The following is a 17,506-nucleotide window of genomic DNA, read 5'->3' on the forward strand; positions in this document are numbered from 1 at the left end:
GGGTGAGCGGAGCGCCGCCCGACCATCGGTGGGGAGGGTGAGCGGAGCGCCGCCCGACCATCGGTGGGGAGGGTGAGCGGAGCGCCGCCCGACGAGTGGTCCGGAGAGGTGGCCGCGGCTAGCGTGGATCGCGTGAGCCTTGCGACCGACGAGCGTGCCGCCCTGTCCGACACCCTGGAGAGGGTCGGCCCCGACCGCCCGACCCTCTGCGAGGGCTGGACCACGCGGGACCTGCTGGCGCACCTGCTCGTCCGGGAGCGGCAGCCGTGGGCCGCGCCGGGGATCGTCGTGCCCGTGCTGCACCCGCTGGCGCGCAAGGGCATGGCGAGCTACGCCGACACGCCGTGGGAGTCGATGATCGGCGAGCTGCGCGAGGGCGCGCCGGCGTGGTCGCCCTACCGCATCGGCAAGATCGACGAGGTGGCCAACGGCGCCGAGTTCTTCGTGCACCACGAGGACGCCCGCCGGGGCGAGCCCGGCTGGGAGCCGCGCACGTCGGACGAGGAGCGCGACGAGCAGCTCTGGGCGCTCGCCACCCGCACGGGCCGCCTCCTGCTGCGCCGCAGCCCCGTCGGCGTCGTGCTCCGCCGCCCGGAGGGCGCCGCGCACGTCGTGCGGACGGGCCCGGGGCTCGTCACGCTCGTCGGCGACCCCGGCGAGCTCGTCCTGCACCTCTTCGGCCGTGCCGCCGCGCGGGTGGAGGTCGAGGGCACCGCCACGGACGTCGAGGCGTACGAGAGCGTGGGCCGCGGGCTGTAGGGCGGTACCGTCACCCCCATGACCCCCTCCTCTGCACAGGCCCTGGCCCCGGGTCGCCCGTTCGGTCAGGTGCTGACCGCGATGGTCACCCCCTTCGACGCCGAGGGCGAGCTGGACCTGGCGAAGGCGGAGGAGCTGGCCACCCATCTCGTCGACCTGGGCAACGACGGGCTGATCGTCAACGGCACCACCGGCGAGGGGCCGACGACCTCGGACCGGGAGAAGTCCGAGCTGGTCCGGGCCGTGGTGAGCGCGGTCGGCGACCGGGCGACGGTCGTGGCCGGCGCGGGCACCTACGACACCGCCCACAGCGTCCGCCTCGCCCGCGAGGCCGAGAAGGCGGGCGCGCACGGGCTGCTCGTGGTCACGCCGTACTACTCGCGACCCCCGCAGAACGGGCTGGTCCTGCACTTCACCGCCGTCGCCGACGCCACCGAGCTGCCGGTGATGCTCTACGACATCCCGCCGCGCTCCGTCGTCCCGCTCGAGCTGGAGACGCTGCAGCGGCTCGCCCAGCACCCGCGGATCCTCGCGGTCAAGGACGCCCGCAACGACCTGCGCGTCGGCACCGAGGTGCTCGCCACCACGACGCTGGCCTACTACTCGGGCGACGACCCGGTGAACCTGCCCTGGCTGTCCGTCGGGGCCGTCGGCTTCGTCTCGGTGATCGGGCACGTCGTGGCCGACCGGCTGCGCGTCATGCTCGACGCCTTCGAGGCCGGCGAGCACGACCGCGCCCGCAACCTGCACTACGCGATGATCCCGCTGCTCCGTGGCATGGGCCGGGTCGGCGGCGCCGTGTTCTCCAAGGTGGCGCTGCGCCTTCGGGGCATCGACGTCGGCGACCCCCGGCTCCCCCTGCCGCCCGCGACCGAGGAGCAGGTCGCGCTGATCGCGGCGGACCTGATGGCCGGTGGGGTCGCGCTCGACCCCGACCGGGTGCCGCACGCCCGACCGGCCCACCCCGGGCACGGGGCGCTGGGCACCCGCACCGACACCGACCTGGGCGCCGAGGTCGCCTACCGCTGATCCGGCACCCGACCAGCAAGAAGAAGAGGCATATACCAACGTGAGTCGTCCCTCCTCCCGCCACGACCGTCGCCGCCGTCCGGGACGCCGTGAGCGCGGTCCCGAGCGCGCACCGGAGCCCCCGGAGAACACGAACCCGGCCGAGCTGCCCGCGGGGCCGCCGCCCGCCCTGCCCGACGGCGGCCTGCGCGTCTACGCCCTCGGTGGCATCGGCGAGATCGGCCGGAACATGACGGTCTTCGAGTACTCCGACCGGCTCATGGTCGTCGACTGCGGGGTGCTGTTCCCCTCCGACGACTCGCCCGGCATCGACCTGATCCTCCCGGACTTCCGGGCGATCGAGCACCGGCTCGACGACATCGACGTCCTCGTGCTCACCCACGGGCACGAGGACCACATCGGCGCGGTGCCGTTCCTGCTCCGCCAGAAGCCGGACCTGCTGGTCGTCGGCTCGCGGTTCACGCTCGCACTGGTCGCGGCCAAGTGCAGGGAGCACCACCTCACCCCGCACCTGCTGGAGGTGAAGGAGGGTGACCGGCTGCACCACGGGCCGTGGGACTGCGAGTACTTCGCGGTCAACCACTCGATCCCCGACGCGCTGGCCGTCGCCGTCCGCACGCCCGCAGGCCTCGTCCTGCACACCGGCGACATCAAGCTCGACCAGCTCCCGCTCGACGACCGGCTCACCGACCTCGCCGGCTTCTCACGGTTGGGCGACGAGGGCGTGGACCTGTTCGTCGTCGACTCGACGAACGCGGACGTCCCCGGCTTCGTCACCCCGGAGCGCGAGATCGGCCCGGTGATCTCCGACGTCTTCGCCAAGGCCCCGTCGCGGATCATCGTCGCCTGTTTCGCCAGCCACGTGCACCGCGTGCAGCAGGTGCTCGACGCCGCGGTCGAACACGGCCGCAAGGTGTGCTTCGCCGGTCGCTCGATGGTCCGCAACATGGGCCTGGCCGGTGAGCTCGACCTGCTGAACGTCCCGGACGGCCTGCTCGTCGACCTCGACGAGGCCATGCGGCTGTCGGACCAGCAGCTCGTCCTCATCTCCACCGGGTCGCAGGGCGAGCCGCTCTCCGCGCTGTCCCGGATGGCGCGGGGCGACCACCGCAGCGTCACGATCCGCCCGGACGACACCGTGATCCTGGCGAGCTCGCTGATCCCGGGCAACGAGACCGCGGTCTTCGCCGTGATCAACGGCCTGACCCGGCTCGGTGCCAAGGTCGTGCACCAGGGCAACGCGAAGGTGCACGTGTCCGGCCACTCGCCGGCCGGGGAGCTGCTGTTCCTCTACAACGCGGTGCGGCCGTCGAACGTGATGCCGGCGCACGGGGAGTGGCGGCACCTGCGGGCGAACAAGGCGCTCGCGGTGGCGACCGGGGTGCCCGAGGAGAACGTCGTGATCGCCGAGGACGGCGTCGTCGTCGACATGGTCGACGGGAGGGCGGCGATCACCGGGCGCGTCGAGGTCGGCCGGGTGTACGTCGACGGGAACCTGGTCGGCGACATCGGCGAGGGGGTGCTCTCGGACCGACTGGTGCTCGGCGAGGGCGGCTTCATCTCGATCACCGTCGCGATCGACGCCACGACCGGCCGGGCCATCTCGCGTCCGACGCTCTCGGGCCGCGGCTTCTCCGACGACCCGAAGGCGCTCGACGCCGTCCTGCCGATGGTGGAGGACGAGCTCTCGCGCACCGAGAACGACGGCATCACCGACACCCACCGGATCGCGCAGGCGGTGCGGCGGGTGGTCGGGAAGTGGGTCGGGGAGACGTACCGACGCCGCCCGATGATCGTGCCGACGGTGATCGCCGTCTAGGAGGGCGCCGCCGGGCCGGACCCCTCTCCGCGCGACGTCGGACTTCGAAGCATCGGGCGCCCAGACGGTCAGCGCGTCCGACGCTCGGATGGCGAACGTTTCCCGGAACGGGCTCCGGTCCCCGGCAGGGCTCGGGCCGGGCGTCACCGCGACGCCGTGGGTCGTCGTGCCTGAGGGGCGCGACGAGCGTAGGCGGCCGTGTCGCGGCCCTCGCGACGAGCCTGCGTGATCCACGCCCGGGTCCGGTCGGTGGGGTGCGTCGGTCACCGGATTCGTCGGTCCCCGCGGCTACCGTGGGCGCCATGGCAGGACGAGGGACGGCCGGGCGGGCCGCGGACGGGGCCGGCCTGCGCGCCGCGGCCGGATCGGGTCGGGCGTCGCGGTCGTCCTCGTCGCGCTCGCGGTCGTCGTCCTCGCGGTCCCGCACGTCCACCCGCAAGCCCGCGAGCCGCACCCCGGCCCGCCGCCCGCCCAGGCAGGGCCCGGATCTGATCGACCGCGGGATCGACGCGGTGGGCCGCGGCGTGGTCAGGATGACGAAGTCGGCCGGGCGGGCGGCCGGACGGACCCGCGACATCGACCCGGCCCATCGCCGGGACGGCCTCGGCGTGCTGTTCGTGGTCCTCGCCGTGATCTCGGCCGCCGGGATCTGGTGGGAGGCCGGCGGGCCCGTCGGGCGCGGCTTCTCGGCCGGGGTCGGGGCGGTGTTCGGGGTGAGCGGCGCGCTGCTGCCGGTGATCCTGCTGGCCGTCGGCGTCGTGCTCATGACCACGCCCGCCCACCCGGAGGCGCGGCCGCGGATCGCGGTCGGCTCGCTGCTGCTCGCCCTCGGCGTCCTCGGGCTGGTGCACCTGTTCTCCGGCTCGCCGGACGAGCCCGCGCGGTGGGCCGCGGGCGGCGGCGCGATCGGCTACGTCGCGGCCACGCCGCTGGCCAGCGGGCTCACCGTGTGGGTCGCGGTGCCGATCCTGCTGCTCGTCAGCTTCTACGCGCTCCTCGTGCTCACGGCCACACCGGTGCGGGAGGTGCCGAACCGGGTGCGCCGGCTGCTCGGGAGGCCCGAGATCCACCCGGAGGGCGAGGGGGACGAGGAACCGCTCGCCGGGGAGGAGCCCGCGGCCGAGGCACCGCCGGCGCGGCGCCGGCCCGCGCGCCGCCGGCAGGCGTCGAGTGCCGAGGCCTTCCAGGACGACACCGTGGGCGAGGCACCACCCGCGCCACCGGCGGAGCCGGAGGAGGAGTACGTCGCGGTCGCGCCCAGGCCCCGGGCGCCGCGGCCGGACCCCTCCGCCGTCAAGGCCACGCCGCCCGCGGAGCAGGTACCGGCCGAGGGCGAGCAGATGTCCATGGCCATCCGCGAGCCGGTCGGCGAGGGCGAGTACCGGCTCCCGCCGGCGGACGTGCTCGAGACCGGACCGGCACCGAAGACCCGTTCCGCCGCCAACGACGCGATGATCGAGTCGATCACCGGCGTGCTCGACCAGTTCAACGTCGACGCGCAGGTCACCGGCTTCACCCGCGGCCCCACGGTCACCCGCTACGAGATCGAGCTGGGCCCGGCCGTGAAGGTCGAGAAGATCACCCAGCTGTCGAAGAACATCGCCTACGCCGTGGCCACTGACAACGTCCGCATCCTGGCGCCGATCCCCGGCAAGTCCGCGGTCGGCATCGAGGTGCCCAACTCCGACCGCGAGATGGTCCGTCTCGGTGACGTGCTGCGCTCGAGCACCGCCCGCGCCGAGCAGCACCCGATGGTGATCGGGCTGGGCAAGGACATCGAGGGCCACTTCCTCTGCGCGAACCTGGCGAAGATGCCGCACCTGCTGGTCGCCGGCTCGACCGGCTCCGGCAAGTCCAGCTTCGTCAACTCGATGCTGGTCTCGCTGCTCTCCCGGGCGACGCCCGAGGAGGTCCGGATGATCCTCGTCGACCCGAAGATGGTCGAGCTCACGCCGTACGAGGGCATCCCGCACCTGATCACGCCCATCATCACCCAGCCGAAGAAGGCGGCGTCGGCGCTGGCCTGGCTCGTGGAGGAGATGGAGCAGCGCTACCAGGACATGCAGGCCAACCGGGTGCGGCACATCGACGACTTCAACCGCAAGGTCCGCTCCGGCGAGATCACCGCGCCCCCGGGCAGCGAGCGCGAGTACCGGCCGTACCCCTACATCCTCTGCATCGTCGACGAGCTCGCGGACCTGATGATGACCGCGCCACGGGACGTCGAGGACGCGATCGTCCGGATCACGCAGAAGGCCCGCGCGGCCGGGATCCACCTGGTCCTGGCGACCCAGCGGCCCTCGGTCGACGTGGTCACCGGCCTGATCAAGACGAACGTCCCGTCCCGGCTCGCGTTCGCCACGTCGTCGCTCACGGACTCGCGGGTCATCCTCGACCAGCCCGGCGCGGAGAAGCTGATCGGCATGGGCGACGGGCTCTACCTGCCGATGGGCGCGTCCAAGCCGATCCGCATGCAGGGCGCCTACATCTCGGACGACGAGATCGCCGAGGTCGTCGGGTTCACCAAGGAGCAGGCCGAGCCGACCTACACCGAGGGTGTCACCAGCGCCAAGCAGGGCGGGACCAAGGAGATCGACCCCGACATCGGCGACGACCTCGAGGTCCTCGTCCAGGCCGCCGAGCTCATCGTGACCTCGCAGTTCGGCTCGACGTCGATGCTCCAGCGCAAGCTGCGCGTCGGGTTCGCGAAGGCCGGCCGGCTGATGGACCTGCTCGAGACCCGCGGGATCGTCGGGCCGTCCGAGGGCTCGAAGGCCCGCGACGTGCTCATCAAACCGGAGGAGCTGGAGAACGTGATCTGGCTGCTGCGCGGCGGGGGCGGCGAGGCCCCCACTGAGGACGGTGATTGAACCTTCCACCAGCGAGGACGTGACTCGACCGCGCACGTTCGGCTCCGCTGAGCAGCCGCTCGGCGTGCGGACGTGTGGGGCGCCCCACAAACGTCGCGACGGGCGTCACCGATTCGTGACCGACTCTGGTTGAGTGTTCGGCGGCCCGTGCGGGTCGTCTCGCTCGTCGGAAGGTCTTGCATTGTTCTGGAGCAAGCGTGCGAAGGGTGCGCGCCGGACGGACACCGGCCGCAACGCACTCGTGCCGATCCCGCTCACCGGGGGCCTGCTGAGCGGGCAGGTCCAGGACGGCGAGGGGCGGCCGCTGGCCGGCGCCCAGGTGTCGGTCCTCGACAGCGGCAGCGCCCGGGTCGTCAGCGCCGACACCGATCCCTTCGGCTACTTCACCGCCGCATTAGTCCCCGGGCAGTACCGGGTACGCGCCGAGGCCGGCGGCTACCGCGGCAACGGCGCGATCGTCGAGGTCGAGTGGGGCAAGCACGCCGAGGTGGGTGTGCTCACGCTGGCGCCCGACCAGTCGCTCACCCCGCCGTCGCCCGGGGTCTACGACATCGACCCGGACCACTCGTCGGTGCGGTTCATCGCCCGGCACATCGGCATGTCGCGGGTCTACGGCCGGTTCAACCGCTTCCGCGGGCAGATCCGCATCGCCGAGCCGTTCGAGGACTCGGCCGTCGACGTGGTGATCGACGCGGTCAGCGTCGACACCAACGTCGAGGCCCGCGACGCGCACCTGCGCTCGCCGGACTTCCTCGACGTCGAGCGGTTCCCGCAGCTGCGCTTCTCCAGCACCCGGTTCCGGCGCGGCTCCGGTAACCGCTGGATCGTCGACGGCGACCTCACGCTGCACGGTCTGACCAGCGACGTCCAGCTCGACGTCACCTTCCTCGGCACGGAGGAGTGGAACGGCCGGCGGACCGGTGCCGTCGCCACCGCGGAGCTGCACCGCGAGCACTTCACGCTGAACTGGCAGCAGATGGTCAACCGTGGTGTGCCCGTCGTCGGCTCCACGATCGAGATCACCCTCGACGTGCAGGCGGTGCAGCAGGGCTGACGCCGGGCCGACACCGCCTCGGCCCGGCGGCCGGGAAGGCGTACTGGCGCCAGGCCTCGTCGACCGAGGAGCAGCACGCGTCGCAGGCGGCGTGCGGTCCTGGAGGCGCCCGATCAGCCGTCGAGGCGCCGGATCAGCCGTCGGGGCGCTCCGCCAGCCACTCGGTCGCGGTGAGCCCGGCGAGCTCGCGGAAGTCCCGGGCGAGATGGGCCTGGTCGGCGTAGCCGCAGACCGCGGCGGTGTCGGCGAGCGCGGGGCGGGTGGGGCGGCGCAGCAGGTCGCAGGCCCGCTCGAACCGGATCACCCGGGCGGCCGCCTTGGGGGAGAGGCCGACCTCGTCGCGGAACCGCAGGCCGAGGTGGCGGCGGCTCCAGCCGATCTCCTGGGCGAGCTCCTCGATCCGCAGCGTGCCACCGGTCTGCGCCAGCCGGTCCCAGGCCCGGGCGACCTCCGGCCGCGGATCGGGGCGCCGGGCGTCGGCGGCGAGCCGGGTCAGCGCGGCGTCGAGCAGGGCGAATCGGCTCGCCCAGCTCGGCGCACCCGCGAGACGCTCGACGAGCACGTCGCCGCGGCGGCCGAGCAGGTCGCCGAGCCCGACGACGTCGCCGGCCAGGGCGCTCGCCGGGGTGCCGAGCAGGGTCCGGGCGCCGAGCCAGGTCAGCCGCAGCTGCAGGCCGGTCTGCGCGGGACCGGTGCCGATCACGGCCGGGCGGTCGTGCAGTCCGCCGACCATGCCACGGTAGGAGCCCGGCGAGCGGTCCGGGTCGGGCGTGCGCAGGACGTCGACGACGCCGTCGAGGCAGAGCAGGAAGGTGAGGTGGCCGCCGGGAACGCCCATGTGCGTTCCGGGCTCGCCGGCGGGCATGCGGTAGCCGCTGTAGAGGTCGACGAGGGGGCGCAACGCCGGAGCCGGCCGTGCCCACACCAGCTCCGAGCCGCCCTCGGGACGGGTCGGGTCGGTCACGACTGCGAGGCTATCGCCGCAGCTCACGCCCTCGCACTCCGCGACCGGCGCGGGCGGGCGCTGCCGCTACAGGTTCAGCATCATCCGGACGTTGCCGAGGGTGTTGGGCTTCACGTGGGCGAGGTCGAGGAACTCCGCGACACCGGTGTCGTAGGAGCGCAGCATCGCGGCGAACACCTCCTGCGACACGGGGGTGCCGTCGATCTCGGCGAAGCCGTGCCGGCCGAAGAAGTGCCGTTCGAAGGTCAGCACGAACAGCCGCTCGAGCCCCAGCTCGCGGGCGCCGTCGATCAGCGCCGACACGAGCGCGTGCCCCACCCCGCGCCCCACGGTCGACGGGTGCACGGCGACCGTGCGGATCTCGCCGAGGTCCTCCCACAGCACATGGAGCGCGCCGCAGCCGACGACCTCGCCGTCGAGCTCCGCGACCAGGAACTCCTGCACCGACTCGTAGAGCGTGACGATCTCCTTCGCCAGCAGCACCCTGCCCGCGTAGTTGTCCACGAGGGACTTGATCGTCCGCACGTCGGCGGTGCGCGCCCGCCGGACGGCCACCGCTGCCATGGCGGTGGAGCGTAGATCATGCGGGCAGCCGTCTACCCTGTGACTCGTGAGTTCCCGAGACGCCGCGCCCCGCCGGGCCGCCCTGCTGACGCTGGGCTGCGCCCGCAACGAGGTCGACTCGGAGGAGCTCGCCGGGCGGCTGGCCGGCAGCGGCTGGGAACTGGCCGAGGCCGACGAGGCGGACGTGATCGTGGTGAACACGTGCGGCTTCGTCGAGCAGGCCAAGAAGGACTCGATCGACACGCTGCTCTCGGCGTCCGACGTGGCCCGCGCCCGTGGGGCCAAGGTGGTCGCGGTCGGTTGCCTGGCCGAACGGTACGGCAAGGAGCTGGCGGACAGCCTGCCCGAGGCCGACGCCGTGCTCGGCTTCGATGCCTACCCGGACCTCGCCGATCGGCTGGGCGACGTGCTCTCCGGTTCCGCCCCGGCCGCGCACGTCCCGGTCGACCGGCGCACCCTGCTGCCGATCTCACCGGTGCAGCGCCCGGCGGCGAGTGCCGACGTCGCCATCCCGGGCCACGCCTGGGTGCCCGACATCGCCCGCCGCCGGCTCAGCAGCGGCCCGGTCGCGAGCCTCAAGCTGGCCTCGGGCTGCGACCGGCGCTGCGCCTTCTGCGCCATCCCCTCCTTCCGCGGCTCCTTCGTCTCGCGGCACCCCGACGACGTGCTCGCCGAGGCCGCATGGCTCGCCCGGGACGGGGTACGGGAGCTCGTGCTGGTCAGCGAGAACTCGACGTCCTACGGGAAGGACCTGCCCGGCGGCACCCGCGCGCTGGTGGACCTGCTCCCGCGGCTCGCCGCCGTCCCCGGGATCGAGCGGGTCCGGGTGAGCTACCTGCAGCCGGCCGAGACCCGCCCCGACCTGCTGCAGGTCGTCGCGGCCACGGACGGGGTCGCGCCCTACTTCGACCTGTCCTTCCAGCACGCGTCGAACGCGGTGCTCCGGCGGATGCGCCGCTTCGGCTCCCGGACCGACTTCCTCGACCTGTGCGGGCGCATCCGTGCCGTCGCGCCCGAGGCGGGCATCCGCAGCAACGTGATCGTCGGGTTCCCGGGTGAGACCGAGGAGGACCTCGCCGAGCTGGAGGCGTTCCTGACGGGCGCCCGGCTCGACGCCGTCGGGGTCTTCGGCTACTCGGACGAGGAGGGCACCGAGGCGGCCGGCTACGAGGGCAAGCTCGACCCGGCGGAGGTCGCCGCCCGGATCGAACGGATCTCCGCGCTGGTCGACGAGCTCATGGCCCAGCGGGCCGAGGAGCGGATCGGCACCGAGGTCGTCGTGCTGGTGGAGACCGCCGGATCGGACACCGAGGATGCCACCGGGCGGGCCGCGCACCAGGCGCCGGAGGTCGACGGCGAGTGTGTCTTCGTCGCCGGCGAGCTCGCGGGCTCCCCGCTCGAGGTCGGCGCGTTCGTGCGGGCCGAGGTGGTCGACGCCGAGGGCGCCGACCTGGTCGTCGAGGCCCGTGAGGTCGTGGTCCCGGCGGAGACCGGACCCGTGACCGCGGGAACGGCGGGATGAGCGCCGCGGTCGGCGGTGGAGCGCGATGAGCGCGGTCCCGGCCGAGGAGCACGTGCCCTCGCCGGAGAACGCGGTCCCGCTGCTGAACATCGCCAACGTGCTCACCGGCGTCCGGCTGGTGCTCGTCCCCTTCTTCCTGCTCGCCCTGCTGCACCTCGACGGCTGGGACCTCGGCTGGCGGCTCGTCGCGGCCCTGCTGTTCGCCGTCGCCGCGATCACCGACCGGCTGGACGGCGAGCTCGCCCGCAGGCGGGGGCTGGTCACCTCGTTCGGCAAGATCGCCGACCCGATCGCCGACAAGGCGTTGATGGGTGCCGCCCTGATCGGGCTGTCCGTGCTGGCGATCCTGCCCTGGTGGGTCACCGTGGTGATCCTCGGGCGCGAGATCGGGGTGACACTGCTGCGCTTCTGGGTGCTGCGGCACGGCGTGATCCCGGCGAGCCGCGGCGGGAAGCTGAAGACGCTGGTCCAGACGTTCGCGATCGGTCTCTACGTGCTGCCGTTGCCGCTGCTGCTGCCCGTGGCGGTGGGGGCGGTCGAGGTCGTCCGCTGGGTCTTCATGGCGGTGGCGGTCGTGCTCACCGTGGTCACCGGCCTGGACTACGTGCTACGCGCGGTGCGGCTGCGCGCCGCGGCCCGGGCCGCACTGCGCCGCGCCTGAACCGCGCCCCGGACCGTGTCCGGGGGCGTGGATGTTCGCCCACGGCGGACGCGCCGGCCGTCGCGCCGCGGCGACGCGGACGGCCCGGACTCGGTACGGTGGGGGAACCCCGTCCCCGGACGGGGCGGTCGGGTCCGACGAGGAGGGTGGGCGCATGGCTCTGCTGCTGCGTGAGGCGATCGGTGGCAGCCTCCGGCGTGCCCGCACCCTGCGGAAGCGCACCCTGCGGGACGTCTCCCGGGCGGCGCGGGTCAGCCTCGGCTACCTCTCCGAGGTCGAGCGCGGCCGCAAGGAGCCCTCGAGCGAGCTGCTCGCCGCGATCTGCGAGGCACTCGACATCGCGCTGCCGGACCTGCTCGCCGAGGTGATCGGCGAGATGACGCGCGACGAGCAGCTGGAGTTCGTCGGCCGCACCGAGACCCTGGTCCCGATCGGGCAGCGGCACACCGACCTGCGCCTGGCCCCGGTGCGCACCGGCGCGCTCGGCGGGAGCCGCCCGGGCGCCCCCGTCGCCTCCGCGGCCTGACCCGCGTCCGGTTCCCGGCCTGCTGAGACGGGCCTGCTGAGACGGGCCTGCTGAGACGGGGCTGCTGAGACGGGCCTGCTGAGACGGGGCTGTGGACGGCCCCCGTGCGCGGGTGCCCGGTCCGTCCGCTCCTCCGCACGCCTCCGTGCGGGCCCGGTAGCCTGGGTCCGGGTCGCCCCGGGGGCGGCCTCCGGACGATCCCCGATATCGTCCGCACGCGGTGGCACCCGAGGCCGTGGCGATGCCACGATGGGCGCAGAGCACCGCTCGGCGGTCGCGGGGGGACACACGCGGGCCGCTCACAGTCGGCGGTACCCGGTTCGCACTCGGAGGTAGGCGGAGCAGATGGCCAACGGTTTCACGAAGGCCTGGAAGTACCTGATGGCCCTGTTCTCGTCGAAGGTCGACGAGTACGCGGACCCGAAGGTGCAGATCCAGCAGGCCATCGAGGACGCGCAGCGCCAGCACCAGGCGCTCTCGCAGCAGGCGGCGGCCGTGATCGGCAACCAGCGCCAGCTGGAGATGAAGCTCAACCGGCAGCTGGGGGAGATCGAGAAGCTGCAGGCGTCGGCGCGCCAGGCGCTGGTCCTCGCCGACCAGGCGCGGGCCCAGGGCGACGAGCAGAAGGCCCAGCAGTACGAGCAGGCCGCGCAGGCCACGGCCACCCAGCTGGTCACCGCCGAGCAGTCGGTCGAGGACCTCAAGACGCTGCACGACCAGTCGATCAGCGCCGCGGCGCAGGCCAAGCAGGCCGTGGAGCGCAACTCGATGGTCCTGCAGCAGAAGATCGCCGAGCGCACGAAGCTGCTCAGCCAGCTCGAGCAGGCGAAGATGCAGGAGCAGGCCGCGGCGTCGCTGCGGCAGATGACCGAGCTCTCCGCGCCGGGCAACACCCCGTCACTGGAGGAGGTCCGGGACAAGATCGAGCGCCGCTACGCCAACGCGATCGGCTCGGCCGAGCTGGCCCAGAACTCGGTCCAGGGCCGGATGCTCGAGGTGCAGCAGGCGACCACCGACATGGCGGGCGCCAACCGGCTGGAGCAGATCCGCGCCTCGATGGCCGGCACCCCGATCTCCGGGGCGGAGGAGAAGCCGACCCAGCAGATCCCGGCGGCCCCGCAGAGCACCCCGCAGGGCCAGCAGCAGCCCGGCACCGCCTGAGGTCCCACGCACCGGACGCCGCCCACCCGCTCGGGTCGGGCGGCGTCCGCGTGCCGGGGCCTCGGCCGTCGCCGGCTCCGGCGCGCAGTCCGGTCGATCCGGGCGAGCGGATGTACCCCGACCCGGCGACGGCGATCAGCGACGCGGACGGCGGGTGCGCGTCGGTCGCGGGGCCGGACCGGGCTGGCAGCGCGGGCACCAGTAGGCGACCCGGGCGTAGACGCCGTCGCCCTGCTCGGCGACCCGGATCCGGGTGCCGCAACGGCGGCACGGCCGGCCGCCGCGTTCGAAGACCCAGTGCGCCTCGGCGGCGTGTAGCGAGCCCGTCGTGGTCTGCTCGGGTCGGTCGGCGTTGGCGAGCAGCAACTTCCGGGCCAGCGCCACCACCCCGGGCAGGTCGGGGGTGTCCCGCACGAGCGTCCAGGGCGAGAGGCCGAGCAGGAAGCAGATCTCGGTCTTGTAGAGGTTCCCGACCCCGGCCATGGTCCGCTGCTCCAACAGTGCCAGGCCCAGCTCGTGCTCGGTGCGGGCGGTGAGCCGGCGCAGGGCCTCGGCCTCGTGCACGGGACCCCAGTCGGGGTCGAGCAGGTCCGGTCCGAGGTGCCCGACCAGCCGCGACTCCTCGGTGGTGGGCAGCAGCTCCAGGTCGTGCAACGCGAACCCGACGGCCACCCGTTCCGGCACCTCGAGCACCGCGCGGGCCTCGAAGCCGGGCCGCCGCCACCGCGTCCCCGGCCGGTACAGGTGCCAGGCACCGTCCATGCGGAAATGACTGTGCAGGCTCCGCCCGTCGTCGAACCGGGTGAACAGGTGCTTGCCCACCGAGGCGACGCCGAGGACCCCGAGTCCCGTCAGATCGGCGCCGGCGAGCCGCGGGTGCCGGATCTCACCGCGCACCAGCGTGTGCCCGGCGAGCGCCCCGTGCAGTCGCTTCCCGGCCAGGTGGACGGTGTCGCCCTCGGGCACGCAGGCGACGCTACCCCGGCCCGCGCGACGGCGCGCCCCGTGCCGGCGCCTAGGGTCGGTGCGGTGAGCACGTTCCGAGCGGCCCGTCTCGCGGCCGCGGCAGCCGTGACGGTCGGGGTGCTGGCGGGGTGCGGTGAGCCCACGACGCACGCGGTGAGCACCGGCGGCGACGGTCAGGCGAGCGCGACCCTCCCCGCGTTGCGGACGAAGTTGTCGGCGATCGCCGTCGACGAGTGCGCCACCGAGCCGGCCGGGCAGATCTACCCGAACTGCGCGCGGTTCGTCCGCGAGGTGCAGAACGTCGTGCCGGCCGCGCGCGCCGAGGCCGGGCAGGTCGCGTCGCCGGAGGCGGTGACGAAGGCGGCCGACGCCGTCGACGGCGCGGTCAACCGGTTCACCCAGGACCGGTGCATCACGGTCGGCGCCCCGCCCGGCCCGGCCGCGGAGTGCGGGCCGGACCTGGCGTCGATGCAGGAGGCGCTCCGCGCGCTCGTCGCCGCCGTCGGCGCGTGATCTGTCCGCTTCGTCACCTGCGGAAACGCCCGATCCGGACGTTCGCGTACCGCCGTCGGCCCACGCCCCGCGCCCGGTCAGAATGGGCCGCGGTCGAGGGCGGAGGGCGACGCGGGTGACGGGGCGGAGGACTGGTCGGGTGCGGGGAACGCGGCGGTGGCTGTCCACCGCGCTCGGGATCGCCGTCGTGGTCGCGCTCGGCCTCGGCGTCCTGCTGGGCAGCCTCCCGGACGCGGCGGCCGGCGCCCTCGGGTCGGCCGGGCTGGTGCCCGTCGCCGGCCGCCCGACGGTCGACGTCGCGCCCACCCCCGTCGTCCACATCACGCCGGACCGGGGTGCGCCGCTGAACCCGACCGAGCCGATCACCGTGACCGTCACGGACGGCACGGCGCAGGCCGTGCACGTCACGAACGTGACCAGCGGCAAGGCCGTCGACGGCACCCTCGCTCCCGACGGGCACACCTGGACCTCCACCGGGGACCTCGCCTACTCGGCCACCTACACCGTCGGCGTCGACACCGTCGACCGCGACGGGCTGCCCGGGCACACCGACGGCACGGTCGCGACCGTCGCCCCGCGGGCCGAGGCGTACCCCTCGTTCGTCCCGGCGCCGGACGCGGTCCCCACCGTCGGCGTCGGGCAGCCGGTCGTGGTGCGGTTCGACCATTCGGTCACCGACCGCGCGGCCGCCGAGAAGGCCCTGACCGTGACCTCGAGCCCGGCCCAGACCGGCGGCTGGTACTGGATCTCCGACACGGAGGTCCACTACCGGCCGAAGCAGTACTGGAAGCCGGGCACCACGCTGACCGTGCGGGCCGACCTCTACGGCGTGGACCTCGGTGCCGGCACCTACGGCTCCACCGACCGGACCATGACCCTCGAGGTGCACGACGCCTGGGTCGCCGAGGCCGACGGCGCCACCGAGCAGATGCAGATCTTCGACGACGGTCGGTTGGTGAAGACGATGAACATCAGCCTCGGCGCGCCCGGCTTCCCCTCGCACACCGGTCCGCACGTCATCTCCGACAAGCAGCCGTCCATCGTCATGGACTCCTGCACCTACGGCGTGTGCGAGGGCCAGCCCGGCTATTACAAGGAGAAGGTCGACCTCGACCTGCGGATCTCCAACGACGGCGAGTTCGTGCACTCGGCACCGTGGTCCGTCGGGCAGCAGGGCAGCGCCAACGTCTCCCACGGCTGCGTCAACCTCGCCCCGGCCGACGCCCAGTGGTTCTACGACCACTTCGGACTGGGCGACGTCGTCGAGATCTCCCACTCGGGAGGCGCGCCGCTGCCGGTCTACGACACCTACGGCGACTGGGAGCTGAGCTGGGCGGACTGGCAGGCGGGCTCGGCGCTGTAGTCGGCGCCGTCACCGGTGCCGGAGTCGATCCGGTACTCCCGCAGGTCGGGCTCCCGCGTCATCCGCCAGTAGTCGACGATCCGCCAGGGCAGCGCGGAGACGACCCGGCCGGCGGCGTTGCGGTACCAGTTCCGCATCCCGGGATGGGTCCAGATCATGGCCTCGTGCGCCTCGTGCGCCTCGTGCGCCTCGTCGTGACGTCGTCCCGGCGCAGGGCCGCGAACCAGCCGTTGTCCAGCAGCATCCGCTTGCCGAAGGGCGGGTAGTCCGGCAACGCCTTGGCGATCAGATCGGGCCGGCCGGCGAGCTCGGCCTCCAGATAGCGGGTGAACACGCGTCGGTGGCCGTCCTTGAGGGCGTTGACCGACCGCTCGGGATGTTCCCACTCCGGGTCCTTCTGCAGCCCCGGGTGGACCCGGTCGTTGGTGTTCCAGGCGAGCCGGGTGCGGTACCAGAGCCGGTGGAAGGGCACGTGCTCGATCAGGTAGCGGGCCCCTCGGCGACGGGGGAGAAGTAGACCTCGTTGGGCGCGGCCCACTGCGGCGAGCGCCGCTCCCGCAGGTCGTGTCGGTCGGCGACCGCACGCAGGTACTCCCACACCTCGTCGCGCTTGCCGAAGTGGGTGGTCCAGTCGCGCGGCGCGAACGAGTACGAGTACAGGTGGCTCGGGGTGTCCACACCCGCGCCCGGGTAGGAGTTCTCGAGCCAGGTGCCGCCGACGTCGACGTTCTTCTCCAGCACGACGTGCTCGATCCCGGCCTCGGCCAGCCGGATCGCCGCGAGCATCCCGGACACGCCGGCGCAGATGACGATCGCGCGGGGCGCGTCCGGCGGGGCCCGCCGCACCTCGACCGGGGCGAAGCCCATGTCCTCGGCGAGCCGGCGCCGGTCCCCGGTCAGCTGATACAGCACCCTAACGGCGGCGAGGGAGGCAGCAATGGAGCTGACCGAGGCCATGCGGACCGCCGGCACCTGCCGGTACTTCACCCCGGACCCGGTGCCCGACGAGGTGCTCCACCGCGCGTTCGACGCCGCCCGGTTCGGCCCGCAGGGCGGCAACCGTCAGCCGCTGCGCTGGATCGTGGTCCGGGACCCGGAGCGCAAGCGCGCGCTCGCCGAGCTCTACCTGCCGCCGTGGAAGGCCTACCTGGCCGGGGTGGGGATCGGCGACGTCCGGGTCGGGGCCGTGCCGAAGACGGTCGCCGACGCCGACCATTTCGCCGAGAACCTCGCCGACGCCCCCGCGATCGTGGTGGTCTGCGCCGAGCTCGACGGGTTGCACCCCACAGACCACGAGCTCGGCCGGCTCTCCGTGGTCGGCGGGGCGTCGATCTACCCGGTCATGCAGAACGTCTGCCTCGCGCTGCGCGACCAGGGCGTCGCCTCCGCGGTCACCACCCTGCTCTGCCACTCCGAGCCCGAGGTGCGGAAGCTGCTCGAGATCCCGGACGGCATCATCACGGCCGCCCACGTCGCCATCGGCTACCCGGCCAAGGGCTTCCCGCGGAAACTGACCCGCGAACCGGTCGCGGACCCGGTCATCGCTGACACCGACGGCTCCCGACTCTTCGCGTGAGCGCGTTCGCCGAGCAGTACACCCGCCCGCTGCCCGCGCCACCATCGGTGACGCGGTCGGCATCCGCGGGGCCAGCCTTCACCACCACTTCGCGGCGAAGGAGGAGATCCTCTACGCGGTCTGCCTGACCGTCACGCGCGAGCCGTGCGAGGAGAACCT

General features: G+C 73.5%; 18 protein-coding genes. 12 read left to right on the top strand and 6 right to left on the bottom strand.

What is annotated here, in order from left to right:
- Nucleotides 1-132 precede the first annotated feature (132 nt).
- From ACL02T_RS19025 to ACL02T_RS19045, 5 genes are all read left to right on the top strand, one after another.
- Nucleotides 133-759: a TIGR03085 family metal-binding protein gene (locus ACL02T_RS19025; protein WP_412832061.1), complete on the top strand. Its 627-nt coding sequence runs from the start codon at nucleotides 133-135 to the stop codon at nucleotides 757-759.
- An 18-nt stretch (nucleotides 760-777) separates the two neighbouring features.
- Nucleotides 778-1,788 (top strand): 4-hydroxy-tetrahydrodipicolinate synthase, encoded by a 1,011-nt coding sequence (dapA, locus tag ACL02T_RS19030; RefSeq protein ID WP_412832062.1) that lies wholly within the window; start codon nucleotides 778-780, stop codon nucleotides 1,786-1,788.
- Between the two features lie 145 nt (nucleotides 1,789-1,933).
- Nucleotides 1,934-3,607 (top strand): ribonuclease J, encoded by a 1,674-nt coding sequence (locus ACL02T_RS19035; RefSeq protein WP_412832178.1) that lies wholly within the window; start codon nucleotides 1,934-1,936, stop codon nucleotides 3,605-3,607.
- Nucleotides 3,608-3,909: 302 nt separating this feature from the next.
- Complete coding sequence (locus ACL02T_RS19040; RefSeq protein ID WP_412832063.1) at nucleotides 3,910-6,477, top strand: DNA translocase FtsK 4TM domain-containing protein; 2,568 nt, start codon at nucleotides 3,910-3,912, stop codon at nucleotides 6,475-6,477.
- A 181-nt stretch (nucleotides 6,478-6,658) separates the two neighbouring features.
- A complete protein-coding gene (locus ACL02T_RS19045) occupies nucleotides 6,659-7,531 on the top strand; it encodes a YceI family protein (RefSeq protein ID WP_412832064.1) in 873 nt (290 codons plus the stop codon).
- Nucleotides 7,532-7,664: 133 nt separating this feature from the next.
- Here the strand turns inward: ACL02T_RS19045 and ACL02T_RS19050 are convergent, their stop codons facing one another.
- Both ACL02T_RS19050 and ACL02T_RS19055 read right to left on the bottom strand, forming a co-directional pair.
- Nucleotides 7,665-8,495: a helix-turn-helix domain-containing protein gene (locus ACL02T_RS19050; RefSeq protein ID WP_412832065.1), complete on the bottom strand. Its 831-nt coding sequence runs from the start codon at nucleotides 8,493-8,495 to the stop codon at nucleotides 7,665-7,667.
- 66 nt (nucleotides 8,496-8,561) lie between these two features.
- Nucleotides 8,562-9,059, bottom strand: a complete 498-nt coding sequence (locus tag ACL02T_RS19055) for an amino-acid N-acetyltransferase (RefSeq protein WP_412832066.1) — start codon at nucleotides 9,057-9,059, stop codon at nucleotides 8,562-8,564.
- Nucleotides 9,060-9,105: 46 nt separating this feature from the next.
- On the opposite strand from ACL02T_RS19055, the gene rimO reads away from it, so the two are divergent.
- The 4 genes from rimO (at nucleotide 9,106) to ACL02T_RS19075 (ending at nucleotide 12,929) form a co-directional block, all read left to right on the top strand.
- The gene (gene rimO / locus ACL02T_RS19060; RefSeq protein WP_412832067.1) at nucleotides 9,106-10,581 is read left to right on the top strand and encodes a 30S ribosomal protein S12 methylthiotransferase RimO; all 1,476 of its coding nucleotides are present in this window, start codon (nucleotides 9,106-9,108) and stop codon (nucleotides 10,579-10,581) included.
- 25 nt (nucleotides 10,582-10,606) lie between these two features.
- On the top strand, nucleotides 10,607-11,242 hold the full coding sequence (gene pgsA / locus ACL02T_RS19065) for a CDP-diacylglycerol--glycerol-3-phosphate 3-phosphatidyltransferase (RefSeq protein WP_412832068.1): 636 nt from the start codon (nucleotides 10,607-10,609) through the stop codon (nucleotides 11,240-11,242).
- Nucleotides 11,243-11,396: 154 nt separating this feature from the next.
- The gene (locus ACL02T_RS19070; RefSeq protein WP_412832069.1) at nucleotides 11,397-11,768 is read left to right on the top strand and encodes a helix-turn-helix domain-containing protein; all 372 of its coding nucleotides are present in this window, start codon (nucleotides 11,397-11,399) and stop codon (nucleotides 11,766-11,768) included.
- 345 nt (nucleotides 11,769-12,113) lie between these two features.
- Nucleotides 12,114-12,929, top strand: coding sequence for a PspA/IM30 family protein (locus ACL02T_RS19075; RefSeq protein WP_412832070.1), 816 nt, complete (start codon nucleotides 12,114-12,116; stop codon nucleotides 12,927-12,929).
- Between the two features lie 135 nt (nucleotides 12,930-13,064).
- On the opposite strand, the gene ACL02T_RS19080 is transcribed toward ACL02T_RS19075, so the two are convergent.
- Nucleotides 13,065-13,895 (bottom strand): DNA-formamidopyrimidine glycosylase family protein, encoded by an 831-nt coding sequence (locus ACL02T_RS19080; protein WP_412832071.1) that lies wholly within the window; start codon nucleotides 13,893-13,895, stop codon nucleotides 13,065-13,067.
- Nucleotides 13,896-13,958: 63 nt separating this feature from the next.
- Here ACL02T_RS19080 and ACL02T_RS19085 point away from each other — a divergent pair, with 63 nt between their 5' ends.
- Both ACL02T_RS19085 and ACL02T_RS19090 read left to right on the top strand, forming a co-directional pair.
- Complete coding sequence (locus ACL02T_RS19085; protein ID WP_412832072.1) at nucleotides 13,959-14,408, top strand: hypothetical protein; 450 nt, start codon at nucleotides 13,959-13,961, stop codon at nucleotides 14,406-14,408.
- Nucleotides 14,409-14,547: 139 nt separating this feature from the next.
- Nucleotides 14,548-15,771, top strand: coding sequence for a L,D-transpeptidase (locus ACL02T_RS19090; protein WP_412832073.1), 1,224 nt, complete (start codon nucleotides 14,548-14,550; stop codon nucleotides 15,769-15,771).
- Here ACL02T_RS19090 and ACL02T_RS19095 read toward each other — a convergent pair.
- From ACL02T_RS19095 to ACL02T_RS19105, 3 genes are read right to left on the bottom strand one after another with little or no spacing between them, the layout of a single operon-like run.
- Nucleotides 15,717-15,929, bottom strand: a complete 213-nt coding sequence (locus ACL02T_RS19095; protein WP_412832074.1) for a hypothetical protein — start codon at nucleotides 15,927-15,929, stop codon at nucleotides 15,717-15,719. The genes ACL02T_RS19090 and ACL02T_RS19095 overlap by 55 nt on opposite strands.
- A complete protein-coding gene (locus ACL02T_RS19100) occupies nucleotides 15,926-16,243 on the bottom strand; it encodes a hypothetical protein (RefSeq protein WP_412832075.1) in 318 nt (105 codons plus the stop codon). Before ACL02T_RS19100 ends, ACL02T_RS19095 begins: the two co-directional genes overlap by 4 nt.
- Nucleotides 16,244-16,251: 8 nt before the next feature.
- Nucleotides 16,252-16,683: an NAD(P)-binding protein gene (locus tag ACL02T_RS19105; RefSeq protein WP_412832076.1), complete on the bottom strand. Its 432-nt coding sequence runs from the start codon at nucleotides 16,681-16,683 to the stop codon at nucleotides 16,252-16,254.
- Between the two features lie 25 nt (nucleotides 16,684-16,708).
- Here ACL02T_RS19105 and ACL02T_RS19110 point away from each other — a divergent pair, with 25 nt between their 5' ends.
- Nucleotides 16,709-17,347: a nitroreductase family protein gene (locus tag ACL02T_RS19110; protein ID WP_412832077.1), complete on the top strand. Its 639-nt coding sequence runs from the start codon at nucleotides 16,709-16,711 to the stop codon at nucleotides 17,345-17,347.
- Nucleotides 17,348-17,506 lie beyond the last annotated feature (159 nt).

It is taken from the genome of Pseudonocardia oceanicola (assembly GCF_047200735.1).
Classification (GTDB): Bacteria; Actinomycetota; Actinomycetes; order Mycobacteriales; family Pseudonocardiaceae; genus Pseudonocardia.